This window comes from Shinella curvata (assembly GCF_022899935.1).
GTDB classification, from domain to species: Bacteria; Pseudomonadota; Alphaproteobacteria; order Rhizobiales; family Rhizobiaceae; genus Shinella; species Shinella curvata.
In genome coordinates, this window is record NZ_JALJCJ010000001.1 from 160,496 (window position 1) to 184,166 (window position 23,671).

The window sequence follows — 23,671 nt, forward strand, 5'->3', positions numbered from 1 at the left end:
TCTGGAAGGAGATTTCGATGAAGCGATCTGTTCTGATGGCCGCGCTCGGCCTTGCGCTTTCGGTCGGCGGCGCTGGGGCGCAGAGCTTTGAGCGCAACATCATGACCGGCGGGCCGCAGGGCACCTATATCAAGATCGGTCGTGACATCGCCGCCCTCGGCGCCGAATGCGGGCTCAACCTCAACGTCGTGGAAAGCGCCGGCTCCCTGGAAAACTTCGTCGGTGTGCGCAACCGTCGCAACACGCAGTTCGGTATCGTGCAGAGCGACGTGCTGGAATACCTGAAGACCTTCGAGGCGAACGACCCGGAGGTGCAGAAGGCGGTCAAGGGCGTGCGCATCATGTTCCCGCTCTACAACGAGGAAATCCATGTTCTGGCCCGCAAGGACATCGCCGGAATGAAGGATCTCGCCGGCAAGAGGATCGCTGTCGGCAAGAAGGATTCGGGCACCTTTCTGACGGCCACGCTCGTCATGGACATCCTGCAGGTGAAGGCCGGGGAGAGGCTGGACATCAACCCGGACGAGGCGCTTCCGAAGCTGCTCTCCGGCGAGATCGACGCCTTTTTCTATGTTGCCGGCGCGCCGGCTTCCCTGTTTACCGGGAATACGATCGACAAGGCGAAGTTCCATCTTCTTCCGATCACCGAGGCGCCGTTGCTGGCGACCTACACGCCCTCGCGCATCGAGCCCGGTACCTATTCCTTCCAGGACCAGCCAGTCGACCTCGTCGCGGTCAAGGCCGTGATGATGACCTATGATTACGACATCAAGCGCAATGCCTATCACCGCGATAGCTGCAAGACGGTGGCGGATTTCTCGAGCCTCATCCTTTCCGGGCTCGGCAAGCTGAAGACGACCGGCCATCCGAAGTGGAAGACCGTGGACCTCACCGCACTGCCGCCCGGCTGGCAGGTCGGCGTCTGTGTAAAGGCCGGCATGGCGCTGGATTACAAGCCCGCCTGCAAGCCGGTCTCCGGCAACGCCGCTGGCAGCACGGCCGACGACACGAATGAAGAATATCTCGACCTCCTGAAGCAGCGCCTCCAGCAATAAAATCTATGATCCGGTCATCGGCATTATGTGCCGTGCCGCCCGCGCTTTTCCAGTACTATGTTGCCGAGAGGGCGCTGAGCATCACTCCAGGCCGGCCATAACGGCCGGTCTCGCAGAATGAAGCCCTTCGGTCGCTTCAAACAGCCTCACGCAATCAACAAACTCTACGTTGGCCAGATTAGCTTGTGCGTCCCATTGAGCGGGGATCTTATTTTGACGCAAACCGATAATCTGAGCGAACCGATCTGGCGCTTTGGAGGCTCTGGCGGAACGATCTCGGAGGGCATGATCCTCGGTGAGCGAGGCACCGTTCACAACGTGCCGCAGCACGATGCCGTCTACTGGGTGCTGAGCGAGCAAACCATCATCCTGGTCAACCAAAACAAGGAGCCGATCGCCGCACTGAAGAAGGTGTCGGAGGATCGATATGCGGGGCTTGCTCTGCCTGCGGCCCGCGGCTACCAGCCCGGCCTGACATATTTCATGGAAAAAATCGAGCTGACCTATCCGCTGGCGCTGACCTGGGAAAACGGCTGCACGGAGTTCTTCAAGCGCAATCGCATCTTCCTCCTTCACGGAATGCGCAATGACGGTGTCATAGAGCGTGGCGAACGGGTGCCGTTCGCAAGGCCGGTGTTCGTTGAACCCGAAGTGACGCTCCCCCTCAAGCGGTTCGTCAGTATGGGCGCCTATAGTTATGTCGTCGGCGCCATGAACGGGGACTACTCCGTCGGCAGGTACACCAGCATAGCACAGAGGGTGCAGATCATGGGCGAGAAACATCCGATGGATCGTCTCACCATGCATCCGATCACCTATCACTATAAACATGCAGAACTGGCGCGAGAGCTCGGCATCCCGCAGGAGGCGTTCGACGCGGTCGGCGGGCCAGTCACGATCGGAAACGACGTCTGGATCGGCGAAGGCGTGTTGATCGCGACCGGCGTGACGATCGGGAATGGAGCAGTGGTGGCCGCCCGGTCAATCGTCACTAGGGACGTACCTCCCTACACGATCGTCGCAGGCTCTCCGGCAAAACCCGTTCGCATGCGTTTCGAAACGGATCTCGTCGATCTTCTGCTTCAGTCGAAATGGTGGGAGTTCAATATCGTGGATATACCGCCCCACTGGTCTGACCCCAGACGCGCCGTGATGGAGCTGCTCGATCGGGAAGCCGATGGAAAGGTTCAGCGTTGGAAACCCAAGCCGATCGATCTGGCTCCCGCCCTGTTCAAGGCATCGATCCTCGGCTGACCGTTTCCAGGCAGCTCCGACAATCCGGTCATGTTCCTGGGAAAGTCGCCGCTGTTCCGGCGTTCCCGTCATCGAGTGAAGGTTGGCTGTCCCTTGTCTGCGGAGGATGTTCCGGCTATCTGCCAGGACATCGTGATCGTTTTCCGAACTCTTTGCCCTTCGAGGGGCTGACACAATCGGTTGCGGTTTGGCGTTCCACGCTGGCCTCGAAATCCGGCTTGCGAGCCGGATTTCCTGCCAAATTTCATGCGAATTTCAACCCGATGTTTTGGAGAGGTCTACGATGTAAACCTCTCCAAATTCGAGGTTAGGCCGAATAGTACATGTCGAATTCGACGGGGTGCGGCGTCATTTCGAAACGCATGACTTCGACCATCTTCAGCTCGATATAGCTGTCGATCTGGTCGTCGTCGAACACGCCGCCGGCCGTCAGGTACTTGCGATCCTTGTCGAGGCTTTCCAGCGCTTCGCGCAGCGAGCCGCAGACCGTCGGGATCTTCTTCAGTTCCTTCGGCGGCAGGTCGTACAGGTCCTTGTCCATGGCCTTGCCGGGATGGATCTTGTTCTTGATGCCGTCGAGGCCGGCCATCAGCATGGCGGCGAAGCCGAGATAGGGGTTGCCCAGCGGGTCGGGGAAGCGGATTTCGACGCGCTTGGACTTCGGACCCGTGCCGAACGGAATGCGGCAGGAGGCCGAGCGGTTGCGGGCGGAGTAAGCCAGCAGAACCGGCGCTTCATAGCCCGGGACGAGACGCTTGTAGGAGTTCGTCGTCGGGTTGGTGAAGGCGTTGATCGACTTGGCGTGCTTGATGATGCCGCCGATGAAATAAAGGCAGCTTTCCGACAGGCCGGCATATTCGTCGCCGGCGAACTGGGGCTTGCTGTCCTTCCAGATCGACAGGTGGACGTGCATGCCCGAGCCGTTGTCGCCGAAGATCGGCTTCGGCATGAAGGTTGCCGTCTTGCCATAGGCGTTGGCGACCTGGTGCACGACGTACTTGTAGATCTGCACCTTGTCGGCGCTGCGAACGAGCGTGTCGAACTTCACGCCGAGCTCGTGCTGGGCGGCTGCCACTTCATGGTGCTGCTTTTCGACGGTGACGCCCATCTCGGTCAGCACCGTGAGCATTTCCGAGCGCATGTCCTGGCACGAATCGACCGGGGGAACCGGGAAATAGCCGCCCTTGACGCGCGGACGATGGCCGAGGTTGCCCGTCTCGTAGTCGGTGTCGTCGTTGGACGGCAGTTCCGACGAGTCGAGCTTGAAACCCGTATTGTACGGATCGGCCTTGTACTTGACGTCGTCGAAGACGAAGAATTCCGGTTCCGGGCCGGCATAGACGGTGTCGCCGATGCCCGAGGCCTTGAGGTAGGCTTCGGCCTTCTTGGCCGTGCCGCGCGGGTCGCGGTTATAGGCTTCGCCCGAGACCGGGTCGAGGATGTCGCACATGATGACGAGGGTCGACTGCGCGAAGAACGGGTCGACGTGAACCGTTGCCGGATCGGGCATCAGCACCATGTCGGACTCGTTGATGGCCTTCCAGCCGCCGATCGAGGAGCCGTCGAACATGACGCCATCGGCAAACATGTCTTCGTCGACGCAGCCGACATCCATCGTGACGTGATGCAGCTTGCCGCGCGGATCGGTGAAGCGCAGGTCGACGAACTTGACGTCGTTTTCCTTGATTTGCTTGAGGATTTCGTTGGCAGTCGTCATGTGTATTGGTCCCTGTGTGAAATGACGAGTGGATAAGCCTTGGCCGGACGGCCAGGCGGGATCAGATGGCGTCGACGCCGGTCTCGCCGGTGCGGATGCGGATGACTTCCTCGACATTGGAGACGAAGATCTTGCCATCGCCGATGCGGCCGGTCTGCGCCGCGTTACGGATCGCCTCGATCACGGCCTCCGCATTTTCGTCCGCCAGAACAACCTCGACCTTCACCTTCGGCAGAAAGTCGACAACATATTCGGCACCACGGTAAAGTTCCGTGTGCCCCTTCTGGCGTCCAAAGCCCTTCGCCTCGGTGACGGTGATACCCTGCAGGCCGACTTCCTGCAGCGCCTCCTTCACCTCATCGAGCTTGAAGGGCTTGATGATCGCTTCGATCTTTTTCATGAGAAAATGTCTCTCCGCTTCTCCCGTTCGCGCGCGGTGTGCGCCCGCTGCAAACTCCAAATGCACGTAGCATGCCAACTTGAAGCAGAATGCATGCCAGATCGGACGAATTTCGTGTCTCTATTGATCCCGCTCGTCATCACATGCAGATGATGCGGCTTTCCAGCCAAAAGGGCTAGTGCCATCTGCCTAAAATTTGTCACTTTCCATGCCGGCCAGCGACAGCTCACACGCGGTGACGCGGAAGTGGCGCGCAAAGCTGCAAAATTGAGCACATAGACTATGCAGATGCCGAAAAAATAAGCGGCAATATGCGTTTCAGTCGGGCTTGTCTCACCCGGCGCTTTGCGGGCATGGTGCGGCATGCACCAGGAAATCGATACGCTGATCGTCACACCGGAGGAAATGGGCGCCATCGACCGCGCGGCGGCCACATCGGGCCTTTCGAGTTTTGCTCTGATGGAGCGGGCAGGGCAGGCGGTCGCCGCCGTGGCGCTGCGCCGCTTCCCGAGTGCCCTGCGTTTCGTCGTGCTTTGCGGGCCGGGCAACAATGGTGGGGACGGCTATGTCGCCGCGCGCGCGCTCGCGCAAGCGGGAGCCGTCGTCGTCGTTCATGCACTCGGTGAGCCGGCCACGCTCAAAGGAGACGCCGCCACCGCCTTTGCCGCCTTTCACGGCAGCGTAAAACCGCTTTCCGATTGTGCGCCGCGTGTCGGCGATGTCGTCATCGACGCCTTGTTCGGGGCGGGCCTGACGCGCGACGTGCCGGATGCGGTGGCAAGCCTGATTGCGGCTGTGGCAAGGGCCGTCGTCCCGGTACTCGCGGTCGATCTGCCCTCCGGCGTCGATGGACGCACGGGTAGGGTGCGGGGCGCCGCCTTCGAGGCGGAGGCAACCGTCACCTTCATGTGTCGCAAGCCCGGTCATCTGCTCCTGCCGGGCAGAAGCCTCGCCGGCGCCCTCGATGTCTTCGATATCGGCATTCCTGCCCGCATCCTTGCCCGCCATGGCGGGCACATGCGGATCAATTCGCCCGCAGTCTGGCGCCTGGCGCTTCCGGTCGCGACGGGCGCGATACACAAATATGTCCGCGGCCATCTCGTCGTTTTTTCCGGCCCCGCCGCAGCGACGGGCGCAGCACGGCTATCTGCGACGGCCGGCCTTCGCGCCGGCGCCGGGCTCGTAACGCTGCTGTCGCCGCACAATGCCGCACCGATCAATGCCGCGCATCTTACCGCCGTCATGTTGAAGACTGTCGATGGCAAAAAAGACCTCGCGAAGGTGCTTGAGGACGAACGGCTGAACACCTTCGTGCTCGGCCCCGGTTTCGGCGGTGCGGCGGCGGCGAGGCGGTATGTCCGCCTGCTTGCCGAACACGACCGCCGGCTCGTTCTGGATGCCGACGGCATCAGCGCTTTCCGCGACGACCCCGATGCGCTGTTTTCCGTCTTCGCCGAGGGGCCTGTGCGGCTCGTGCTCACCCCGCATGACGGCGAATTCGTTCGGCTTTTCCCCGATCTTGCCGGTGACAGAACCCTTTCGAAAATCGACCGTGCCCGCAACGCGGCGGCCCGCAGCAATGGCGTCGTCATCCTCAAGGGAGCCGATACTGTCATCGCCGCGCCTGACGGCCGTGTGCTCGTCAACGACAACGCGCCGCCCTGGCTCGCCACCGCCGGTTCCGGCGATGTGCTTGCCGGGATCGTCGGCGCCCATCTCGCGCAGGGCATGCCGATCTTCGAGGCCGCCGCCAGCGCCGTCTGGCGTCATGGCGCGGCGGGACAGCGCGCGGGCGAAGGATTGACCGCGGAAACCCTCATCAGCGCGCTTGATGGCTTCGATCAAATCAAATGACTTTGGCCGGAATGCCGTGCCGGCTAAGAATAGCGCTCGGGTGAAAGAAGGATTCGCAGTGTCATGGGGTTGATCGACGTTGCTCTGCTCGTGCTTGCCGCCATCGCCTGGGGCTTCAACTTCGTCGTCATCAAGATTGGCATCGCCAATTTCCCGCCGATCCTGTTTTCGGCCCTGCGCTTCCTTTTCGCTGCCCTGCCGCTCGTCTTCTTCCTGCCGCGACCGGCCGTCTCCTGGCGCATCATCCTCGCCATCGGCATCGTGCTCGGCGTGATAAAGTTCAGCCTGCTGTTCATCGGCATGGCTGTTGGCGTCTCTGCCGGCCTAGCCTCGCTTCTGATGCAGTCGCAGGCCTTCTTCACGGTCGCGCTTGCGGCGATCTTCTACGGCAACCGGCCGCAGCCGACGCAGATCGGCGGCATCCTGCTGGCGTTCTGCGGCATGGTGTTGATCGCCACGACCGTCGATGGCAGCTTCACCTATCTCGGTCTGGCCCTGATATTGGCCGCCGGCCTCGCCTGGGCCTTCTCCAACATGCTGACCAAGCAGGCCGGCAATGTCGATATGCTGGCGCTTATGGTCTGGGTCAGCCTCGTGCCGCCCATTCCGCTAGCGATCATCTCGCTTGCGACGGAAGGTTTCGACCGAGACATGGCCGCCTTGCAGGCGCTTTCCTGGCAAGGGCTCGGCGCGGTCGCCTATATTGCCTACATCGCGACGATCTTCGGCTTCGGCGTCTGGGGCGCGATGATCCGCAAGCACGGGGTCGCCACCGTCGCGCCGTTCTCGCTGCTCGTGCCGATTTTCGGCATGAGCTTCTCCGCCCTGGTGCTCGGCGAGAGCTTCGGCGCGTCGCGGCTTGCCGGCGCCGCCCTTGTCGTCTGCGGCCTGATCCTCACCGTGCTCGGACCGCGGCTGATCGGCCGCCTGCGGACAGGCACCCCGCAGGCCTTGTGATCAGCCTTTCGGCTGCGTGCGCTTCTGCAGTTCCCGCGCGCCGTTCGGTGCATTCACCTTGCCCGAGGTGATGAAGAAGGCGAAGACGTCACGGCCCTTCTTAGCCGGCTTCGTATCGGGGTCGATCTTCGGCAGGTCCGATGGCTCGCCACCGGCAGCCCAGTCCTTGATCCGGCCGGCCCATTCATCAAGCGCCTTTTCCGGATAGCAGGTCTTGATGTCATCAGAGCCCTTTTGCAGGCGCGCATAGACGAAGTCAGCCGTGACATCGGCGATCTCAGGGTATTCCTCGTGCTGCGCGTAGACGATGGCCTTGTTGTATTTGCGGGCCAGGGCCGCGAATTCAGGCGTCATGAACGTCACGTTGCGCACCTCGAGTGCGTGTTTCAGCGTCAGGCCGTCGAGCTTTTCCGGCAGCAGCTTCAAAAAACCCTCGAAATCGTCGGGTTCGAATTTCTTCGTCGGCGGAAACTGCCAGAGGATCGGGCCGAGATGATCGCCGAGTTCGGTGAGCCCCTGTTTCAGGAATTTTTCGACGGATTCGCCACCATCCGCCAGAACCTTGCGGTTGGTGGTGAAGCGGCTTGCCTTCAGCGAGAAGATAAAGCCATCAGGTACTTCGGAGGCCCATTTTGCGAAGGTCTCCGGCTTTTGCGAGCCGTAATAGGTGCCGTTGACTTCGATGGCCGTCAGCTCACGGCTGGCAAACTCCAGCTGCCGCTTCTTTGTGAGTTTCTCCGGATAGAAGGTGCCTTCCCACGGATCGAAGGTCCAGCCACCGATGCCGGTTCTGATGGTGCCGGATGTGCTCATGTCAGTTCTCCTCGACAGACGGGTAGCCGCGCGCCGATCAGGCGGGCGCGATGAAAGGCTGGGACATCTCCTGAAACACCGGCAGGGCCTCCATGCCGGCGCAATGGCTCGCCAATGCAGGGTAGGCGGTCTCATCGATCAGACCCGGATGCGCCTCGCGCATATGCCGCCAGGCGCAGGCGACGGCGATATCGGCATGGGTGATGCGCCCGAACCAGAATGTGCCGGGCCGCGTCGCGCGCTCGGCCTCCAGCGCGGTGAGCACCGTCAGTATCTGCGCGCGGCAGCGTTCGACGAAGTAAGCCGACGGTGTCTCGTGCAGATGCAGTTCGTAGAACAGACTAACGCCTTTATCGGCAAACCCGGTCGCGAATGTCATTACCTTGAGGGCTTGTCGCCTCTGCGGCTGGGCCTGCGGAAGAAGCCGCTTCTCCGCCGGCACGAGGCCGTCGAGATAGTCGAGGATGGAACCGCTGTCGGCTACCACGTCGCCATCGTCTAGCACCAGCGTCGGCACTCGCATGAGCGGATTGACCGCCTGCACCTTCTCGCCTTCGCTGAACACCGACCAGGGCCGGTGTTCGAACGGGAGATCATGGAGCCTGAGTGCGATCCCGACGCGGCGCACATAGGACGAATCGTACTGGCCGATCAGGATCATCCGGTTACTCCGCCGCGATCTTCTTGATTGGACGACGCTCCAAAAGCTCCTTCAGGAAGTGGCCCGTATAGGAGCGCTCGACCTTCACGACATCCTCCGGCGTGCCCTCGGCAATCACCTCGCCACCGCCATCGCCGCCTTCGGGGCCGAAGTCGATGATCCAGTCTGCGGTCTTGATGACCTCCAGATTGTGCTCGATGACGACGACGGAATTGCCCTGGTTGACCAGCTCGTGCAGCACTTCCAGCAGTTTTGCCACGTCATGGAAATGCAGGCCGGTCGTCGGTTCGTCGAGGATATAGAGCGTGCGGCCGGTCGAGCGTTTCGACAGCTCCTTGGCAAGTTTGACGCGTTGAGCCTCGCCGCCAGACAGCGTATTCGCCTGCTGGCCGACCTTGATGTAGCCGAGGCCGACCTGGTTCAGCGTGACCAGCTTGTCGCGCACGGCGGGCACGGCGGCGAAGAATTCGACGCCTTCCTCGACGGTCATGTCGAGTACATCGGCGATCGACTTGCCCTTGAAGGTCACGTCGAGCGTCTCGCGGTTGTAGCGCTTGCCGTGGCAGACGTCACAGGTGACATAGACGTCGGGCAGGAAGTGCATCTCGATCTTGATGACACCGTCGCCCTGGCAGGCCTCGCAGCGGCCGCCCTTGACGTTGAACGAGAAGCGGCCCGGCTGATAGCCGCGCGCCTTGGCCTCCGGCAGACCGGCGAACCAGTCACGGATCGGCGTGAAGGCACCGGTATAGGTCGCCGGATTGGAGCGTGGCGTGCGGCCGATCGGCGACTGGTCGATGTCGATGACCTTGTCGATATATTCGAAGCCGTCGATACGCTCGTGCTCGGCGGGGATTTCGCGCGCGCCCATGATGCGGCGTGCTGCCGACTTGTAGAGCGTTTCGATCAGGAAGGTCGACTTGCCGCCGCCAGACACGCCGGTCACCGCCGTGAAGACGCCGAGCGGAATGGAGGCCGTGACGTTCTTCAGGTTGTTGGCCTTGGCGCCGACGACCTTGATTTCCTTCTTTTTCTTCGGCTTGCGGCGCTCGGAAGGCACGGCGACAGAGAGTTCGCCGGAGAGATATTTGCCCGTCAGCGAGGCCGGATTGGCGATGACCTCGCCGGGCGTGCCCTGCGCGATCACCTCACCGCCGTGGATACCGGCGGCGGGGCCGATATCGACGACGTAGTCCGCCGTCAGTATCGCGTCCTCGTCATGCTCGACGACGATGACGGTGTTACCGATGTCGCGCAGATGCCGGAGCGTATCGAGCAAGCGGGCATTGTCGCGCTGGTGCAGGCCGATCGACGGTTCGTCCAGCACGTAGAGCACGCCGGTCAGGCCAGAGCCGATCTGCGACGCCAGTCGGATGCGCTGGCTTTCACCGCCCGACAGCGTGCCGGAATTGCGCGAGAGCGAGAGATATTCCAGGCCGACATCGTTGAGGAAGCGCAGGCGTTCGCGGATTTCCTTGAGGATGCGGACCGCGATTTCGTTCTGCTTCGTGTTGAGATGCTCCGGCAGCGCCTCAAACCAGTCGCGGGCGACGCGGATCGACATGGCCGTCGTCTCGCCGATATGCAGCTTGTTGATCTTGACCGCGAGCGCCTCGGGCTTCAGGCGATAACCGGCGCAGGCCGGGCAGGGCGCGGCCGACATGTAGCGTTCGATTTCCTCGCGCGACCAGGCGCTGTCCGTTTCCTTCCAGCGGCGCTCGAGGTTCGGCACGATGCCCTCGAAGGTCTTCACGGTCTTGTAGGAGCGTGCGCCGTCCTTGTAGTTGAACTCTATCTTCTCGTCCGTGCCGTGCAGGATGGCGTTCTGCGCCTTCTCCGACAGTTCCGACCAGCGGTTGGACAGCTTGAAACCATAGGCGGCGCCGAGCGCTTCCAGCGTCTGGTTGTAATAGGGCGAGGAGGACTTGGCCCAGGGCGCGACCGCGCCGTCGCGCAGCGTGCGCTCGGTTTCCGGCACGATGAGCTCTGGATCGATCTTCTGCTGGCTGCCGAGACCGTCACAGGTCGGGCAGGCGCCGAAGGGGTTGTTGAACGAGAACAGCCGAGGCTCGATTTCCGGGATGGTGAAGCCGGAGACCGGGCAGGCGAATTTTTCGGAGAACATGACGCGCTCGTGCGTCTCGTTCAGCGATTTGTTGGCGGAACCGCCGGCCGCAGTCTCCTCGACGGGGAGCGGCTTGTCGGCGAATTCGGCGATGGCGAGGCCGTCGGCAAGCTTCAGGCAGGTCTCGATACTGTCGGCGAGGCGCGAGGAGAGATCGGCACGCACCACGACGCGGTCGACCACCACGTCGATGTCATGCTTGTATTTCTTATCGAGCGCGGGCACGTCGGCGATCTCGTAGAACTGGCCGTCGACCTTGACGCGCTGAAAGCCCTTTTTCATCAGCTCGGCGAGTTCCTTCTTGTACTCGCCCTTGCGGCCGCGCACGATGGGCGCGAGGATATAGAGGCGCGTGCCCTCGCCGAAATCGATGACGCGATCGACCATCTGGCTGACCGTCTGGCTCTCGATCGGCAGGCCCGTTGCCGGCGAATAGGGAACGCCGACGCGCGCGAAGAGCAGGCGCATGTAGTCGTAGATCTCGGTGACCGTGCCGACGGTCGAGCGCGGGTTCTTCGAGGTCGTCTTCTGCTCGATGGAGATGGCCGGCGACAGACCGTCGATCTGGTCGACATCGGGCTTCTGCATCATCTCGAGGAACTGGCGCGCATAGGCCGAGAGGCTCTCGACATAGCGGCGCTGGCCCTCGGCATAGATCGTATCGAAGGCGAGCGACGATTTGCCGGAGCCCGAAAGCCCGGTCATCACGATCAGCTTGTTGCGCGGCAGGTCGAGATCGATGCCCTTGAGATTGTGTTCGCGTGCGCCGCGAATGGAAATAGTCTTGAGTTCGCTCATGGTATCCAGCGTCAGAAGTCGTTGCGCATTCTTAAAAGGGGTAGGCCCCTATGTAGGGATTGATCGGGGCCTGTCCATCGCGCGGTCAGAAGATTCCGTGCCCGTTTCCGATTCGGTTGACAAGAGTGTAGGGAATTATTAGAACAAAAAAAGAACGAAATTTCGCAATTGATCTGTGGATTATCCCTTTTGCGGGGCGGCGCGGCGGCGCGGCAGCCGATAAGATGCCGCATTCATGTAGTGAAATGATGTCGGGCGCCCTGAGCCCGGCGCGACAATGGGAAGTACGGGTATGGCTGGAAGCGTCAACAAGGTGATCTTGATCGGGAATGTGGGTGCGGATCCGGAAATCCGGCGCACGCAATCCGGTACGCCGATCGCCAACCTGCGCATCGCGACATCGGAAACCTGGCGCGACCGCAACAGCGGCGAGCGCCGCGAGAAGACCGAATGGCACACCGTCGTCGTCTTCAACGAGGGCCTGTGCAAGGTCGTCGAGCAATATGTGAAGAAGGGCGCCAAGCTTTATATCGAGGGCGCGCTGCAGACCCGTAAATGGCAGGACCAGAACGGCAACGACCGGTATTCGACGGAAATCGTGCTGCAGGGCTTCAACTCGACGCTGACCATGCTGGATGGCCGTGGCGAAGGCGGCGGTGCGGGCCGGGGCGGCAACGATTTTGGCGGCGGCGCGCCGAGCTATGACGATTACGGCTCGCGCCCGTCGTCGGGTGGCGGCAGCAGCAGTGGCGGCGGCAACCGTTCGGGCGGCGGCGGCTCGCTGTCGCGCGATATGGATGACGACATTCCGTTCTGAGAACGGGACGAAAGGCCGGCCAAGCGCCGGCCTTTTTCTTTGGTGCAGTCGATTGCGCGGGAGGCGCGGCGGGGCATGGAGAAGACCGAGACCGACGTGCTTTTCGTTCGGCCGGGCGAGGGGCGTATCTATGCGCTCGGGCGCATGAACGCGGTCTTCAAGGCCGATCACGGCGAGACGGGCAATGCCTACAGCGTTTCCGAATGGTGGCTTGAGCCCAGGACATCGGGACCGGGCGCCCATTCCCATGAAGAGAATGTCGAGTTATTCTACGTGCTTTCGGGTGTGGCGAGCATTCTCACCGGTGAAGACTGGCTGGAGGCGCCGGCCGGCAGCTTCGTGCGCATTCCCGCAACCGTGATGCACGATTTCGAGAACCGGACGGAAGAGCGTGTCGGTCTGCTCAACGTGTTTCTGCCCGGCGGTTTCGAGGAGAACATGCCTTCCATCGTCAAATGGTTTGCGGACAATCCCTGAACCCGGGTGCGGCCTTATGTGCCTTCAGGCTCTGATGTGTGAGGATAGAGCTTTTGCGAGGGAGCGTTTGGCTGCCGCTGTCGCCGTTTCTGGAGGGGCATAAGCGACCCCAAAGGGCAGAGACGCATGCTCCAGGCTTTTTTGGCGCTCTCGTCTATTCGCCGTTGCCTTACCAAGCGTAGGAGAAGGAATTTATCGGGCGGATAGGCTTCCTAGTTGATTGCCAAAGCCTTGAAAGACGTAGCGACGAATAGATGCGCGCGGTGGTGCGTTTCCGCTGCACTGACACGGATTTCAGCTGCGGCAGGTGCAGGTCGAGGATCATATGAGCAAGGATATCAGCAAGTTTCTCAGCCTCGTGCTGCGGCATGAGCCGCAGACGATCGGTATCGCGCTGGATGCGGGCGGCTGGGTGGCGGTGGACGAGTTGATCGCCAAGGCGCGGCTGGCGGGGCGCGACATCGATGACGCGCGACTGCGCGCCGTGGTCGCCGAAAGCGACAAGCAGCGCTTCACGCTTTCCGAAGACGGGCTGCGAATCCGGGCCGCGCAGGGGCATTCGGTGCCTGTCGATCTCGGCCTCGTGCCGATCGCGCCGCCGGACATTCTGTATCACGGAACGGCGGTCACCGTGCTGGAGGCGATCCTGCGGGAAGGCCTGCTGCCGCAGGGACGGCAGAAGGTGCATCTTTCGGCGGACAGCACGACGGCCGGAAAGGTCGGCCAGCGGCATGGCAAGCCGGTCGTGCTGACGGTTGCAGCCGGACAGATGCAGGCCGACGGTCTCGTGTTCTGGCAGGCGGAGAATGGTGTCTGGCTGACGGATGCCGTGCCATCAGCCTATCTCTCGCAGCCGTAGGCGCTTCAGAGCGCGAAGGCCGATTTCACCCCGTCGACGACGAACTGCACTGCCAGGGCCGCGAGGATGACGCCGAGCAGACGCGTCAGGATGGCGCGGCCGGTATTGCCGAGGAAGCGGTCGATGCGGTCGGCGATGACAAGCGCCAGGAACAGGATGCCGATGCAGAGCGCGAGCACGCCGATGAGGGCGGTGCGTTCGAGCGCGGAAGGGAAGGAGCCGGACAGCAGGATCGTCGCTGAGATCGCGCCGGGGCCGGCAATCAGCGGCAGGGCGAGCGGGAAGACGGCGATGTTGTGGATGTGATCGCGGGTGATCGCCACCTCGCTGGTCTTCTCCTTGCGCTCGTTGCGGCGCTCGAAAATCATCTCGAAGGCGATCCAGAACAGCAGCAGGCCGCCGGCGATGCGGAAGGCACCGATGGAGATACCGAGCAGCGACAGCACGCCGGCGCCCGTCAATGCGAAGACGGCGAGGATGCAGAAGGCGATGATGGAGCCGCGCAGCGCCACCTGCTTGCGCTGCGGCCGCGTCATGCCCACCGTCAGGCCGAGGAAGATCGGCGCGAGGCCGGGCGGATCGATGGTCACGAGCAGGGTCGTGATCGCGTTGACCACGAGATCGATATTGAGCATGTCAGGCGTTCCCCTCGCCGTTGAGCGGCCGTTTTCGACGGCCTTGCCGCCCCATTGTTAGGCGAGCGTGGCGGGGAAGGGAAGGGTGGCCGGAAAGTGGCCATGAAAATGCGCAAATTGGCGGATTTCCTGGGAAAAGCCTGTTCACAACCCCTCGTGAAATTGGCGCTTCAAGCCTCGGTAGGCTATAAAATTGCATCTGATTCTGAACAACGATCGTGACCGAAATTGACAGAACAATCGACACCCGGCGGCAAGACGCCCGGCATTGAGCCGATTTCCATCATCGAGGAAATGCAGCGATCCTATCTCGATTACGCGATGAGCGTGATCGTGTCGCGCGCGCTGCCCGATGTGCGCGACGGCCTGAAGCCCGTGCACCGGCGCATCCTCTACTCGATGAGCGAGATGGGCGTCGACTGGAACAAGAAATACGTGAAGTCGGCCCGCGTGACCGGTGACGTGATGGGTAAATACCATCCGCACGGCGACTCGGCGATCTACGACGCGCTTGCGCGCATGGCGCAGGACTGGTCGCTCCGCCTGCCGCTGATCGACGGCCAGGGCAATTTCGGCTCCATCGACGGCGACCCGCCGGCGGCCCAGCGTTACACGGAATGCCGTCTTGAGAAGGCGGCGCATTCGCTGCTCGACGACCTCGACAAGGAAACGGTCAACTTCCGCGACAACTACGACGGCACGATGAGCGAGCCGGTCGTCGTTCCCGCGAAATTCCCGAACCTCCTCGTCAATGGCGCGGGCGGCATCGCCGTCGGCATGGCGACGAACATCCCGCCGCACAATCTTTCCGAAGTCATCAACGGCTGTATCGCGCTGATCGACAATCCGGCAATCGAGCTGCTCGACCTGATGCAGCACATTCCGGGACCGGATTTCCCGACGGGTGCGTTGATCCTCGGCCGCGCCGGCATCCGTCAGGCCTATGAGACGGGCCGGGGCTCCGTCGTCATGCGCGGCCGCGCCACCATCGAGCCGATGCGCGGCGACCGCGAGCAAATCATCATCACCGAAGTTCCCTTCCAGGTGAACAAGGCGACGATGATCGAGAAGATGGCTGAACTGGTGCGCGACAAGCGCATCGAGGGCATTTCCGATCTGCGCGACGAATCCGACCGCGACGGCTACCGCGTCGTCATCGAGTTGAAGCGCGATGCCAATGCCGATGTCATCCTGAACCAGCTCTATCGCTACACGCCGCTGCAGACCTCTTTCGGCTGCAACATGGTGGCGCTGAACGGCGGCAAGCCGGAGCTGATGACGCTGCTCGACATGCTGCGCGCCTTCGTCTCCTTCCGCGAGGAAGTCGTCAGCCGCCGCACGAAATACCTGCTGCGCAAGGCGCGCGACCGCGCCCATGTCTTGGTGGGTCTCGCCATCGCGGTTGCCAATATCGACGAGGTGATCGCGCTGATCCGCCGCGCGCCCGATCCGCAGACGGCGCGCGAGCAGCTGATGGAGCGCCGCTGGCCGGCCAAGGACGTCGATGTGCTGATCAAGCTCATCGACGATCCGCGCCATCGCATCAACGAGGACCTGACCTACAACCTCTCGGAAGAGCAGGCCCGCGCCATCCTCGAACTGCGTCTCGCCCGCCTCACGGCACTGGGTCGTGATGAAATCGACGAGGAACTCAACAAGATCGGCGAAGAGATCAAGGATTACCTCGATATCCTCTCCTCGCGCCTACGCATCATGACCATCGTCAAGGATGAGCTTGCCGCCGTGCGCGACGAGTTCGGCACGCCGCGCCGCACCGAGATCGCCGAAGGCGGTCCCGATATGGACGACGAAGATCTCATCGCCCGCGAGGACATGGTGGTCACCGTCTCGCATGCCGGCTACGTCAAGCGCGTTCCGCTCGCGACCTATCGCGCGCAGCGCCGCGGCGGCAAGGGCCGCTCGGGCATGGCCATGAAGGACGAGGATTTCGCAACCCGCCTCTTCGTCGCCAATACCCATACTCCGGTGCTGTTCTTCTCCTCGCGTGGCATCGTCTACAAGGAGAAGGTCTGGCGCCTGCCGATCGGTACGCCGCAGTCCAAGGGCAAGGCGCTGATCAACATGCTGCCGATCGAGCCCGGTGAACGCATCACCACCATCATGCCGCTGCCCGAGGACGAGACGACGTGGGAAAACCTCGACGTCATGTTCTCGACGACCCGCGGCACGGTGCGCCGCAACAAGCTCAGCGATTTCGTTCAGGTCAACCGCAACGGCAAGATCGCAATGAAGCTCGAGGAAGAGGGCGACGAGATCCTCAACGTCGAGACCTGCACCGAGCAGGACGACGTACTGCTGACAACGGCGCTCGGCCAGTGCATCCGCTTCCCGGTCGATGACGTGCGCGTCTTTGCCGGTCGCAACTCGGTTGGCGTGCGCGGCATCAACCTGGGCACAGGCGACCGCATCATCTCGATGACGATCGTCAGCCATGTCGATGCCGAGCCGTGGGAACGCGCCGCCTATCTCAAGCGCTCCGCCACCGAACGCCGCGCCAGCGGTGTCGACGAGGAGGATATCGCGCTGGTCGGGGAAGAAGTCGGCGAAGTCGGCGATCTCTCCGAGGACCGTTATCAGGAGCTCAAGGCGCGCGAACAGTTCGTTCTGACCGTCTCGCAGAAGGGCTTCGGCAAGCGCTCGTCGTCCTACGACTTCCGCACCTCCGGCCGTGGCGGCAAGGGCATCCGCGCCACCGACACGTCCAAAACCAGCGAGATCGGCGAACTCGTCGCCGCCTTCCCGGTCGAGGACAAGAACCAGCTTATGCTGGTCTCCGATGGTGGCCAGCTGATCCGCGTGCCGGTCGATGGCATCCGCATCGCCAGCCGCGCCACCAAGGGTGTCACGATCTTCTCGACCGCCAAGGACGAAAAGGTGGTCTCCGTCGAGCGCATCAGCGAGCCGGAGGGCGATGACGAGGCAGAGGTCGAGGCGGACGCCGCAGTGGCCGATGGTGAAGTCGAAGCCGGCGATGCAGGCGAGGGCGAGGCGTAACAGCCTCGTCATATCAAGACACGAAATCAAGGCACGAAAAAGCCGGACGGGCAGGGAACGACCGTCCGGCTTTTCATTTATTGCGGGTAGCCTGGAGGAAAGACTACCCGCAGGGTCGGCGGCAAGGGGGCGCTCTAGACGCCGAAGCCGCCTGCTTCTGTTTTCAGCTTTGTGGCTTTCAGCACCGCGCGATCCCGCTTCAGGTCGAGGATCGTGCGCGTGAAGTCGAAGGTGAAGACCACGCTGATGAAGACCGTAAAAAGAATGGTGAGGCCGACCATGGTTGCTTCCTCGCTCACCGCAGCCACTTGCCACGCGCCGCGAGCTTCGAGGCGGCCGGGCGATCCTCTTCGCGAAGCGCATGGATCGTCGCGACGCTAAGGGCGATGAACATGGTCATGCAGAGTAGAGCCAGTGCCATTTTCGTATTCCTTCCAGCCTAAGGAAACGCGTTACTTGTTCCGTTGTGTTCGGTCGGGGAAATGCGCGATTGCGACCTTTGTTCCCGACGTCCATGCTGGTATTTATGCATGGCGCAGCTGAAATGCTCTTGAACGGCCCGTTCATGCCGCGTTCATCCTCTTGGCAGGGGACAGTTCAGGATGCGACAGGCGGCACCCTTGCGGATCGCGGCGGTCCATGACACAAGGCGGCAAACGGGACCTCGCCGATGACAGTCGCCTTCTATCCTGGCTCTTTCGATCCGATCACCAACGGCCATATCGATGTGCTCGTGCAGGCGCTTAACGTCTCGCCCAAGGTGATTGTCGCGATCGGGATCCATCCCGGCAAGACACCGCTGTTTTCTTTTGAAGAACGCGCCGAGCTGATCCGTCTCTCCATCGCCGAGGCCTTGCCGGAGCGGGCAGGGGACGTGAGCGTCGTCTCCTTCTCCAATCTGGTGGTCGATGCGGCCCGCAGCCACAAGGCAAGCCTCCTCATTCGGGGCCTGCGCGACGGCACGGATCTCGACTATGAAATGCAGATGGCTGGCATGAACCGCCAGATGGCGCCAGACGTGCAGACCGTCTTCCTGCCTGCCGGCGTCGCCTCGCGGCCCATTACCGCCACATTGGTCCGCCAGATCGCGGCCATGGGCGGCGATGTCAGCGCATTCGTGCCGGCGCCCGTCTTCGCGGCCCTCAAGGCCCGCCAGAAGGGCTGAAGCCCAATCATCCTGAACCCTACAAGGGAGCTATCATGAACATCCTCCGTACCGCCTTCGCAGGAGCCCTGTTCCTGGCAACCACCACGAGCGCCTTCGTCGCTCAGGCTGCCGATTTCATCACGATCCAGCTGAAGGACGGCCCCGTCGTCATCGAGCTGAACGACAAGGCGCCGAAGCATGCCGAGCGTATCAAGGCGCTGGCCGCCGCCGGCGAGTATGACAATGTCGCCTTCCACCGCGTGATCAAGGGCTTCATGGCCCAGACCGGCGACGTGCAGTATGGCGACATGGCCGATGGCTACCAGGCCGGCGCAGCCGGTACGGGTGGCTCCAGCCAGCCGGATCTTCCGGCGGAATTTTCCGAAATGCCGTTCGAGCGCGGCACGGTCGGCATGGCTCGCGCGCAGGACCCGAATTCCGCCAATTCGCAGTTCTTCATCATGTTCGCCCCCGGCGACTTCCTGAACGGCCAGTACACCGTCGTCGGCAAGGTCGTTTCCGGCATGGAGAATGTCGACAAGATCAAGCTCGGCGACGATGCCAACAACGGCTCGGTGACGGACCCCGACCGCATGGTGAAGGTCACCGTCGGCAAATAATCCACTTTTTGGTGTGTCGCCCGTTGTAATCGCAGAACGGCGACACACCTTTTGCATCACACCTTAAAGGAGAGACACCATGGCCGAGATCAAGGATCCGGAAAACACCGTCATCATGGAAACCACCAAGGGCAAGGTGGTCATCCAGCTGCTTCCGGATCTCGCACCGGGCCACGTCGCGCGCATCAAGGAACTGGCACGCGAAGGCGCCTATGACGGCGTCGTCTTCCACCGCGTCATCGAGGACTTCATGGCCCAGACGGGCGACGTGCAGTACGGCAAGACCGGCGGCAAGGACTTCAACCCGGCCCGCGCCGGCATGGGCGGCTCCGAAAAGCCGGACCTGAAGGCTGAATTCTCCAACATGAACCATGTGCGCGGCACCTGCTCCATGGCCCGCAGCCAGATGCCGAACTCCGCCAACTCGCAGTTCTTCATCTGCTTCACCGATGCGCCCTGGCTGAACAAGCAGTATTCGGTCTGGGGCCAGGTCATCGAAGGCATGGAAAACATCGACAAGATCAAGCGCGGCGAGCCGGTGCGCGATCCCGACACCATCGTGTCGTTCAAGGTTGCCGCCGACGTAGCGGCCTGATAGAACGCCGTCGATTTCGACCGCGTCCGTTTCGGCGGGCGCGGTTTTTCTTTGTGCGCTTTTCAAGGACCGGCACTATGGCTGCTTTCCTCTGGGCGCTGCTCGCCATCGCGGCCGGCGCGTGCATCGCAATTCAGGCTCCCATCAATGCCATGCTCGGCCGCGGCCTGAGCATGCCGGTGGCCGCCGCCTGCGTCTCGTTCCTGTCGGGCGCCATCATCCTGGCCCTGGTCGTTGCGGCCACCTCGACCTTCGAAGGCCGCTCGCCGGACTGGCGCGGGCCGGACCTCTGGCTTTATATCGCCGGCGGCGCGCTCGGCACGGTCTATGTCACCACCGCCATCTTCCTGACGCCGCGCATCGGTGCGGCCGCCGTCATGGCCTTTGCGGTCTCTGGCCAGCTGCTGGCCGGTATCCTGCTGGATCGCATCGGCTTTCTCGGCATGGCCGTGCGTGAAATCTCCGTCGGCCGCATTGGCGGCGCCATCCTGCTCGTCGCCGGCGCGCTGATGATCCGCTTTCTCTGAGGCCTGCCATGCGAGTCGACCTCTTCGATTTCGATCTGCCGGAAGACAATATCGCGCTTCGCCCGGTGAGCCCGCGCGAGGCGGCAAAGCTGCTCGTCGTGCAGCCGGGCAATGCTGCGCTCTATCAAGATCACACCGTCGGCGACCTGCCGTCGCTACTCAGGGCAGGCGACGCGCTCGTCTTCAACGACACGCGCGTCATTCCCGCACAGCTCGAAGGCATTCGCCATCGCGAGGGCGCGGGTGGCCAGAAGGTGTCGGCCACGCTGCACATGCGCATCGCCGGCGACCGCTGGAAGGCCTTTGCCAAGCCGGGCAAACGAATCAAGCTTGGTGACCGCATCACCTTCGGCGCCGATCTCTCGGCGACCATCGAGCAGAAAGGCGAGGGTGGCGAAGTCACCCTGCATTTCGATGCCTCCGGGCCGGAACTCGACCGCGCCATCGCCACGGTCGGCCATATCCCGCTGCCACCCTATATCGCCTCCAAGCGCGCCGAAGACGAGCTGGACCGCAAGGACTACCAGACGATCTATGCCCGCGAGGAAGGCGCCGTCGCAGCCCCCACGGCCGGCCTGCACTTCACCGATGCGCTGTTCGAAAAGCTCGATGCGCTCGGCGTGGAGCGGCATTTCGTGACGCTGCATGTCGGTGCCGGCACCTTCCTGCCGGTCAAGGCCGACGACACGACCGAACACGTCATGCACGAGGAGATCGGCTACGTTTCCGAAGAGACCGCCGCCGCGCTCAACGCAGTAAAGGCGAGGGGCGGGCGCATCGTCTCCGTCGGCACGACCTCACTTCGCCTGCTCGAAAGTGCCGCCGATGAAGACGGCACGATCAAGCCGTGGTCTGGGGCGACGGGCATCTTCATCACACCCGGCTACCGCTTCCGCACGGCCGATATCCTGATGACCAATTTCCACCTGCCGAAATCGACGCTGTTCATGCTCGTCTCGGCCTTTTCCGGCCTCGAGACGATGCGCGGCGCCTATGCCCATGCCATCGCGACCGGCTACCGCTTCTATTCCTACGGCGACTCCAGCCTGCTTTTCCGGGACCACCGATGACCGAAACCTTCCAGTTCAAGCTTCTCGCCACCGATGGCAAGGCCCGCCGCGGCGAGGTTTCCATGCCGCGCGGCACCATCCGCACGCCGGCCTTCATGCCCGTCGGCACGGTCGGCACGGTCAAGGCGATGTATCTCGACCAGGTGCGCGAACTCGGCGCCGACATCATCCTTGGCAATACTTATCACCTGATGCTGCGCCCCGGCCCGGAGCGCGTTGCCCGTCTCGGTGGTCTCCACGAACTCATCCGCTGGCCACACCCGATCCTTACGGACTCGGGCGGCTTCCAGGTCATGTCGCTCTCCGGCCTGCGCAAACTCGACGAGCAGGGCGTGACCTTCAAGAGCCATGTTGACGGCGCGCTGCACCACATGTCGCCGGAGCGTTCCATCGAAATCCAGGGCCTGCTCGACAGCGATATCCAGATGCAGCTCGACGAATGCGTGGCGCTGCCGGCGTCGCCCAAGGAAATCGAGCGCGCCATGGAAATGTCGCTGCGCTGGGCCGAGCGCTGCAAGGTGGCCTTCGGCGATCAGCCCGGCAAGGCGATGTTCGGCATCGTGCAGGGCGGCGATATCCCGCATTTGCGCGTGCGCTCCGCACAGGCGCTCGCCGAGCTGAACCTCAAGGGCTATGCCATCGGCGGCCTGGCCGTAGGCGAACCGCAGGCGGTCATGCTCGACATGATCGATACGGTCATCCCGCATATGCCCTTCGAAAAGCCGCGTTACCTGATGGGCGTCGGTACACCGGACGACATGCTGAAATCCGTCGCGCGCGGCGTCGACATGTTCGATTGCGTGATGCCGACCCGCTCCGGCCGCCACGGCTTGGCCTTCACCCGCCGCGGCCGCATCAACCTGCGCAATGCCCGCCATGCGGAAGACATGCGCCCGCTTGACGAGCAATCGACCTGCCCGGCCGCCCGCGACTACTCGCGCGCCTACCTGCATCACCTCATCCGCGCCAACGAATCCCTCGGCGGCATGCTGCTGACCTGGAACAACCTGTCCTACTACCAGGACCTGATGGCCGGCATCCGCAAGGCGATCGAGGAAGGCCGCTTCGCCGATTTCATGGCGGAGACGCAGGAAGAATGGGCGAGGGGCGATCTCGCCCCTCTCTGAGGCTCAGATTTCAGGACCGGGAGCGGCGCGCACCATGTGCACGCCGTTGATCTTGTAGCTGCCATCAGGCTGCTTCAGGAGTTGGTAGAGTGCCGTCCAGTCCTTGCCGTCGGGCCCTGAAATCAGCACCTCCTGCACCACCATGTCACCCTCCACCCTGGAGCGGCCGAAGGCGAAATTGCCCGGCCGGTAGACCGGCGCATAGCCCTTCTTCACCATGTCGAAGAAGGCGGCCTCGTTGGGGAACTTGCCGCGGATGGTGGGCGAGGCAAAAGAGTATGCTGTCTTCGCATCGTCGTTCAGAAAGGCGCCGATCTGGCTCTGGATGATGGCTTGCGCCGTATCCACGGGCTCTTCCGCGCGGGCTTTGGGCAGCCAGACTATCGGTATCAGGAAGCAGAGAAACACGGCGGCAGGCAATCTCATGGCGCACACTCCCGTTTCAACGGATGTTAGAGTAACACATGAAGTAGCCTATGGCTGCCGGCCATCAGTTCGAAAATTCAAAGAGATATTTAGCGAGATAAACGCATATAAAACATACTGTTATTCTATTTATTTAATTCTTTGAATAAGTAGCGCACTCTTGCGATGCCGGGTGAGTGGCGGCCTCTTCAGGAGGTGGCCTTGCGCAGGACGACAATGTCGGAATCCTGATAGGCCGACCGCGCGAAGGATCGAAAACCGTGCCGCATGGCAAGGCTCAACGACGCGGTGTTTTGCGGATCGATGATGCAGGTGATCGGCATATCGGGATGGTTCGCCGCCGCCCAGATCCACATTGCCTCGAGGGCTTCGCTGGCGTAACCGCGGCCGTGTTTCTCCGGCAGCAGGCCCCAGCCGGCCTCCATCGTGTTCTCGATGCTCGGCGTCATCGCCCGGCGCATTTCGTGAAACCCGGCTTCGCCGATGAGATAGCCCGTGGCCTTGTCGGTGATGGCCCAGAAGCCAAAGCCCATGACTGTCCACATGCCGATATGACGAAGCAGACGGGTCCAGGATTGTTCGCGCGTCAGCGGCACGCCGCCGATATAACGCACGGTCTCGGGCAAGGCCCACATGGCGGTCATGGCATCAAGATCGTCAAGTTGAAAACCGCGCAGGATAAGGCGGTCGGTTTCAAGCACGGGGATGTCGGTCATTTCGGT

24 protein-coding genes are annotated in these 23,671 nt (G+C 62.4%); 14 read left to right on the forward strand and 10 right to left on the reverse strand.

The window, feature by feature from the left end:
* Positions 1 to 17 precede the first annotated feature (17 nt).
* Together MUU55_RS00815 and MUU55_RS29030 are read left to right on the forward strand one after the other, a co-directional pair.
* Positions 18 to 1,055 (forward strand): TAXI family TRAP transporter solute-binding subunit, encoded by a 1,038-nt coding sequence (locus MUU55_RS00815; RefSeq protein ID WP_244758878.1) that lies wholly within the window; start codon positions 18 to 20, stop codon positions 1,053 to 1,055.
* Between the two features lie 117 nt (positions 1,056 to 1,172).
* Complete coding sequence (locus MUU55_RS29030) at positions 1,173 to 2,309, forward strand: CatB-related O-acetyltransferase (RefSeq protein WP_280518832.1); 1,137 nt, start codon at positions 1,173 to 1,175, stop codon at positions 2,307 to 2,309.
* 307 nt (positions 2,310 to 2,616) lie between these two features.
* Here the strand turns inward: MUU55_RS29030 and glnA are convergent, their stop codons facing one another.
* Both glnA and MUU55_RS00830 read right to left on the reverse strand, forming a co-directional pair.
* Complete coding sequence (gene glnA, locus MUU55_RS00825; protein ID WP_244758879.1) at positions 2,617 to 4,026, reverse strand: type I glutamate--ammonia ligase; 1,410 nt, start codon at positions 4,024 to 4,026, stop codon at positions 2,617 to 2,619.
* Positions 4,027 to 4,087: 61 nt separating this feature from the next.
* Positions 4,088 to 4,426 (reverse strand): P-II family nitrogen regulator, encoded by a 339-nt coding sequence (locus MUU55_RS00830; protein WP_003515720.1) that lies wholly within the window; start codon positions 4,424 to 4,426, stop codon positions 4,088 to 4,090.
* A 363-nt stretch (positions 4,427 to 4,789) separates the two neighbouring features.
* Here MUU55_RS00830 and MUU55_RS00835 point away from each other — a divergent pair, with 363 nt between their 5' ends.
* Together MUU55_RS00835 and MUU55_RS00840 are read left to right on the forward strand one after the other, a co-directional pair.
* A complete protein-coding gene (locus MUU55_RS00835; protein WP_244758880.1) occupies positions 4,790 to 6,280 on the forward strand; it encodes an NAD(P)H-hydrate dehydratase in 1,491 nt (496 codons plus the stop codon).
* Between the two features lie 63 nt (positions 6,281 to 6,343).
* A complete protein-coding gene (locus MUU55_RS00840; RefSeq protein WP_244758881.1) occupies positions 6,344 to 7,237 on the forward strand; it encodes an EamA family transporter in 894 nt (297 codons plus the stop codon).
* On the opposite strand, the gene MUU55_RS00845 is transcribed toward MUU55_RS00840, so the two are convergent.
* Genes MUU55_RS00845 through uvrA form a run of 3 tightly spaced genes read right to left on the reverse strand, consistent with a single transcriptional unit; the run spans position 7,238 to position 11,634 of the window.
* Entirely contained in the window at positions 7,238 to 8,050 is an 813-nt protein-coding gene (locus tag MUU55_RS00845) for a DUF72 domain-containing protein (RefSeq protein WP_244758882.1), read from the reverse strand. It abuts the gene before it with no gap.
* A 37-nt stretch (positions 8,051 to 8,087) separates the two neighbouring features.
* The gene (locus MUU55_RS00850) at positions 8,088 to 8,711 is read right to left on the reverse strand and encodes a glutathione S-transferase family protein (RefSeq protein ID WP_244758883.1); all 624 of its coding nucleotides are present in this window, start codon (positions 8,709 to 8,711) and stop codon (positions 8,088 to 8,090) included.
* A 4-nt stretch (positions 8,712 to 8,715) separates the two neighbouring features.
* A complete protein-coding gene (gene uvrA / locus MUU55_RS00855; protein WP_244758884.1) occupies positions 8,716 to 11,634 on the reverse strand; it encodes an excinuclease ABC subunit UvrA in 2,919 nt (972 codons plus the stop codon).
* A gap of 292 nt (positions 11,635 to 11,926) precedes the next feature.
* Here uvrA and MUU55_RS00860 point away from each other — a divergent pair, with 292 nt between their 5' ends.
* From MUU55_RS00860 to MUU55_RS00870, 3 genes are all read left to right on the forward strand, one after another.
* Positions 11,927 to 12,451 carry a single-stranded DNA-binding protein gene (locus tag MUU55_RS00860; RefSeq protein WP_244758885.1) on the forward strand — a complete coding sequence of 175 codons (525 nt, stop codon included), beginning with the start codon at positions 11,927 to 11,929 and terminating at the stop codon, positions 12,449 to 12,451.
* Between the two features lie 75 nt (positions 12,452 to 12,526).
* The gene (locus tag MUU55_RS00865; RefSeq protein WP_244758886.1) at positions 12,527 to 12,928 is read left to right on the forward strand and encodes a cupin domain-containing protein; all 402 of its coding nucleotides are present in this window, start codon (positions 12,527 to 12,529) and stop codon (positions 12,926 to 12,928) included.
* Positions 12,929 to 13,253: 325 nt separating this feature from the next.
* On the forward strand, positions 13,254 to 13,787 hold the full coding sequence (locus tag MUU55_RS00870) for an RNA 2'-phosphotransferase (RefSeq protein WP_244758887.1): 534 nt from the start codon (positions 13,254 to 13,256) through the stop codon (positions 13,785 to 13,787).
* 5 nt (positions 13,788 to 13,792) lie between these two features.
* Here the strand turns inward: MUU55_RS00870 and MUU55_RS00875 are convergent, their stop codons facing one another.
* Entirely contained in the window at positions 13,793 to 14,422 is a 630-nt protein-coding gene (locus MUU55_RS00875) for a MarC family protein (RefSeq protein ID WP_244758888.1), read from the reverse strand.
* Between the two features lie 228 nt (positions 14,423 to 14,650).
* Between MUU55_RS00875 and gyrA the strand changes: the two genes are divergently transcribed.
* Positions 14,651 to 17,437: a DNA gyrase subunit A gene (gyrA, locus tag MUU55_RS00880; protein ID WP_244758889.1), complete on the forward strand. Its 2,787-nt coding sequence runs from the start codon at positions 14,651 to 14,653 to the stop codon at positions 17,435 to 17,437.
* Positions 17,438 to 17,571: 134 nt separating this feature from the next.
* Here the strand turns inward: gyrA and MUU55_RS00885 are convergent, their stop codons facing one another.
* Positions 17,572 to 17,736 carry a hypothetical protein gene (locus MUU55_RS00885; protein ID WP_244758890.1) on the reverse strand — a complete coding sequence of 55 codons (165 nt, stop codon included), beginning with the start codon at positions 17,734 to 17,736 and terminating at the stop codon, positions 17,572 to 17,574.
* On the reverse strand, positions 17,733 to 17,858 hold the full coding sequence (locus MUU55_RS29035; RefSeq protein ID WP_280518833.1) for a hypothetical protein: 126 nt from the start codon (positions 17,856 to 17,858) through the stop codon (positions 17,733 to 17,735). Before MUU55_RS29035 ends, MUU55_RS00885 begins: the two co-directional genes overlap by 4 nt.
* Before the next feature lie 249 nt (positions 17,859 to 18,107).
* Between MUU55_RS29035 and coaD the strand changes: the two genes are divergently transcribed.
* The 6 genes from coaD (at position 18,108) to tgt (ending at position 22,523) form a co-directional block, all read left to right on the forward strand.
* Positions 18,108 to 18,602 carry a pantetheine-phosphate adenylyltransferase gene (gene coaD / locus MUU55_RS00890; protein WP_244758891.1) on the forward strand — a complete coding sequence of 165 codons (495 nt, stop codon included), beginning with the start codon at positions 18,108 to 18,110 and terminating at the stop codon, positions 18,600 to 18,602.
* A 35-nt stretch (positions 18,603 to 18,637) separates the two neighbouring features.
* A complete protein-coding gene (locus MUU55_RS00895) occupies positions 18,638 to 19,204 on the forward strand; it encodes a peptidylprolyl isomerase (protein WP_244758892.1) in 567 nt (188 codons plus the stop codon).
* Between the two features lie 79 nt (positions 19,205 to 19,283).
* Positions 19,284 to 19,799 carry a peptidylprolyl isomerase gene (locus MUU55_RS00900; RefSeq protein WP_244758893.1) on the forward strand — a complete coding sequence of 172 codons (516 nt, stop codon included), beginning with the start codon at positions 19,284 to 19,286 and terminating at the stop codon, positions 19,797 to 19,799.
* A 77-nt stretch (positions 19,800 to 19,876) separates the two neighbouring features.
* Positions 19,877 to 20,326 carry a DMT family transporter gene (locus MUU55_RS00905; RefSeq protein WP_244758894.1) on the forward strand — a complete coding sequence of 150 codons (450 nt, stop codon included), beginning with the start codon at positions 19,877 to 19,879 and terminating at the stop codon, positions 20,324 to 20,326.
* Positions 20,327 to 20,334: 8 nt separating this feature from the next.
* Positions 20,335 to 21,396, forward strand: coding sequence for a tRNA preQ1(34) S-adenosylmethionine ribosyltransferase-isomerase QueA (gene queA / locus MUU55_RS00910; RefSeq protein WP_244758895.1), 1,062 nt, complete (start codon positions 20,335 to 20,337; stop codon positions 21,394 to 21,396).
* Positions 21,393 to 22,523: a tRNA guanosine(34) transglycosylase Tgt gene (gene tgt / locus MUU55_RS00915; RefSeq protein ID WP_244758896.1), complete on the forward strand. Its 1,131-nt coding sequence runs from the start codon at positions 21,393 to 21,395 to the stop codon at positions 22,521 to 22,523. Before queA ends, tgt begins: the two co-directional genes overlap by 4 nt.
* Positions 22,524 to 22,526: 3 nt before the next feature.
* Here tgt and MUU55_RS00920 read toward each other — a convergent pair whose 3' ends face one another.
* Together MUU55_RS00920 and MUU55_RS00925 are read right to left on the reverse strand one after the other, a co-directional pair.
* Positions 22,527 to 22,949: a DUF4864 domain-containing protein gene (locus tag MUU55_RS00920; protein WP_244758897.1), complete on the reverse strand. Its 423-nt coding sequence runs from the start codon at positions 22,947 to 22,949 to the stop codon at positions 22,527 to 22,529.
* Between the two features lie 188 nt (positions 22,950 to 23,137).
* Complete coding sequence (locus MUU55_RS00925) at positions 23,138 to 23,665, reverse strand: GNAT family N-acetyltransferase (RefSeq protein ID WP_244758898.1); 528 nt, start codon at positions 23,663 to 23,665, stop codon at positions 23,138 to 23,140.
* Between the last annotated feature and the right edge of the window lie 6 nt (positions 23,666 to 23,671).

Coding starts and splice junctions, on each gene's coding strand:
- MUU55_RS00815 (WP_244758878.1), top strand. CDS start 18: ATGAAGCGATCTGTTCTGATGGCCGCGCTCGGCCTTGCGCTTTCGGTC.
- MUU55_RS29030 (WP_280518832.1), top strand. CDS start 1,173: ATGAAGCCCTTCGGTCGCTTCAAACAGCCTCACGCAATCAACAAACTC.
- glnA (WP_244758879.1), bottom strand. CDS start 4,026: ATGACGACTGCCAACGAAATCCTCAAGCAAATCAAGGAAAACGACGTC.
- MUU55_RS00830 (WP_003515720.1), bottom strand. CDS start 4,426: ATGAAAAAGATCGAAGCGATCATCAAGCCCTTCAAGCTCGATGAGGTG.
- MUU55_RS00835 (WP_244758880.1), top strand. CDS start 4,790: ATGCACCAGGAAATCGATACGCTGATCGTCACACCGGAGGAAATGGGC.
- MUU55_RS00840 (WP_244758881.1), top strand. CDS start 6,344: ATGGGGTTGATCGACGTTGCTCTGCTCGTGCTTGCCGCCATCGCCTGG.
- MUU55_RS00845 (WP_244758882.1), bottom strand. CDS start 8,050: ATGAGCACATCCGGCACCATCAGAACCGGCATCGGTGGCTGGACCTTC.
- MUU55_RS00850 (WP_244758883.1), bottom strand. CDS start 8,711: ATGATCCTGATCGGCCAGTACGATTCGTCCTATGTGCGCCGCGTCGGG.
- uvrA (WP_244758884.1), bottom strand. CDS start 11,634: ATGAGCGAACTCAAGACTATTTCCATTCGCGGCGCACGCGAACACAAT.
- MUU55_RS00860 (WP_244758885.1), top strand. CDS start 11,927: ATGGCTGGAAGCGTCAACAAGGTGATCTTGATCGGGAATGTGGGTGCG.
- MUU55_RS00865 (WP_244758886.1), top strand. CDS start 12,527: ATGGAGAAGACCGAGACCGACGTGCTTTTCGTTCGGCCGGGCGAGGGG.
- MUU55_RS00870 (WP_244758887.1), top strand. CDS start 13,254: ATGAGCAAGGATATCAGCAAGTTTCTCAGCCTCGTGCTGCGGCATGAG.
- MUU55_RS00875 (WP_244758888.1), bottom strand. CDS start 14,422: ATGCTCAATATCGATCTCGTGGTCAACGCGATCACGACCCTGCTCGTG.
- MUU55_RS29035 (WP_280518833.1), bottom strand. CDS start 17,858: ATGGCACTGGCTCTACTCTGCATGACCATGTTCATCGCCCTTAGCGTC.
- coaD (WP_244758891.1), top strand. CDS start 18,108: ATGACAGTCGCCTTCTATCCTGGCTCTTTCGATCCGATCACCAACGGC.
- MUU55_RS00895 (WP_244758892.1), top strand. CDS start 18,638: ATGAACATCCTCCGTACCGCCTTCGCAGGAGCCCTGTTCCTGGCAACC.
- MUU55_RS00900 (WP_244758893.1), top strand. CDS start 19,284: ATGGCCGAGATCAAGGATCCGGAAAACACCGTCATCATGGAAACCACC.
- MUU55_RS00905 (WP_244758894.1), top strand. CDS start 19,877: ATGGCTGCTTTCCTCTGGGCGCTGCTCGCCATCGCGGCCGGCGCGTGC.
- queA (WP_244758895.1), top strand. CDS start 20,335: ATGCGAGTCGACCTCTTCGATTTCGATCTGCCGGAAGACAATATCGCG.
- tgt (WP_244758896.1), top strand. CDS start 21,393: ATGACCGAAACCTTCCAGTTCAAGCTTCTCGCCACCGATGGCAAGGCC.
- MUU55_RS00920 (WP_244758897.1), bottom strand. CDS start 22,949: ATGAGATTGCCTGCCGCCGTGTTTCTCTGCTTCCTGATACCGATAGTC.
- MUU55_RS00925 (WP_244758898.1), bottom strand. CDS start 23,665: ATGACCGACATCCCCGTGCTTGAAACCGACCGCCTTATCCTGCGCGGT.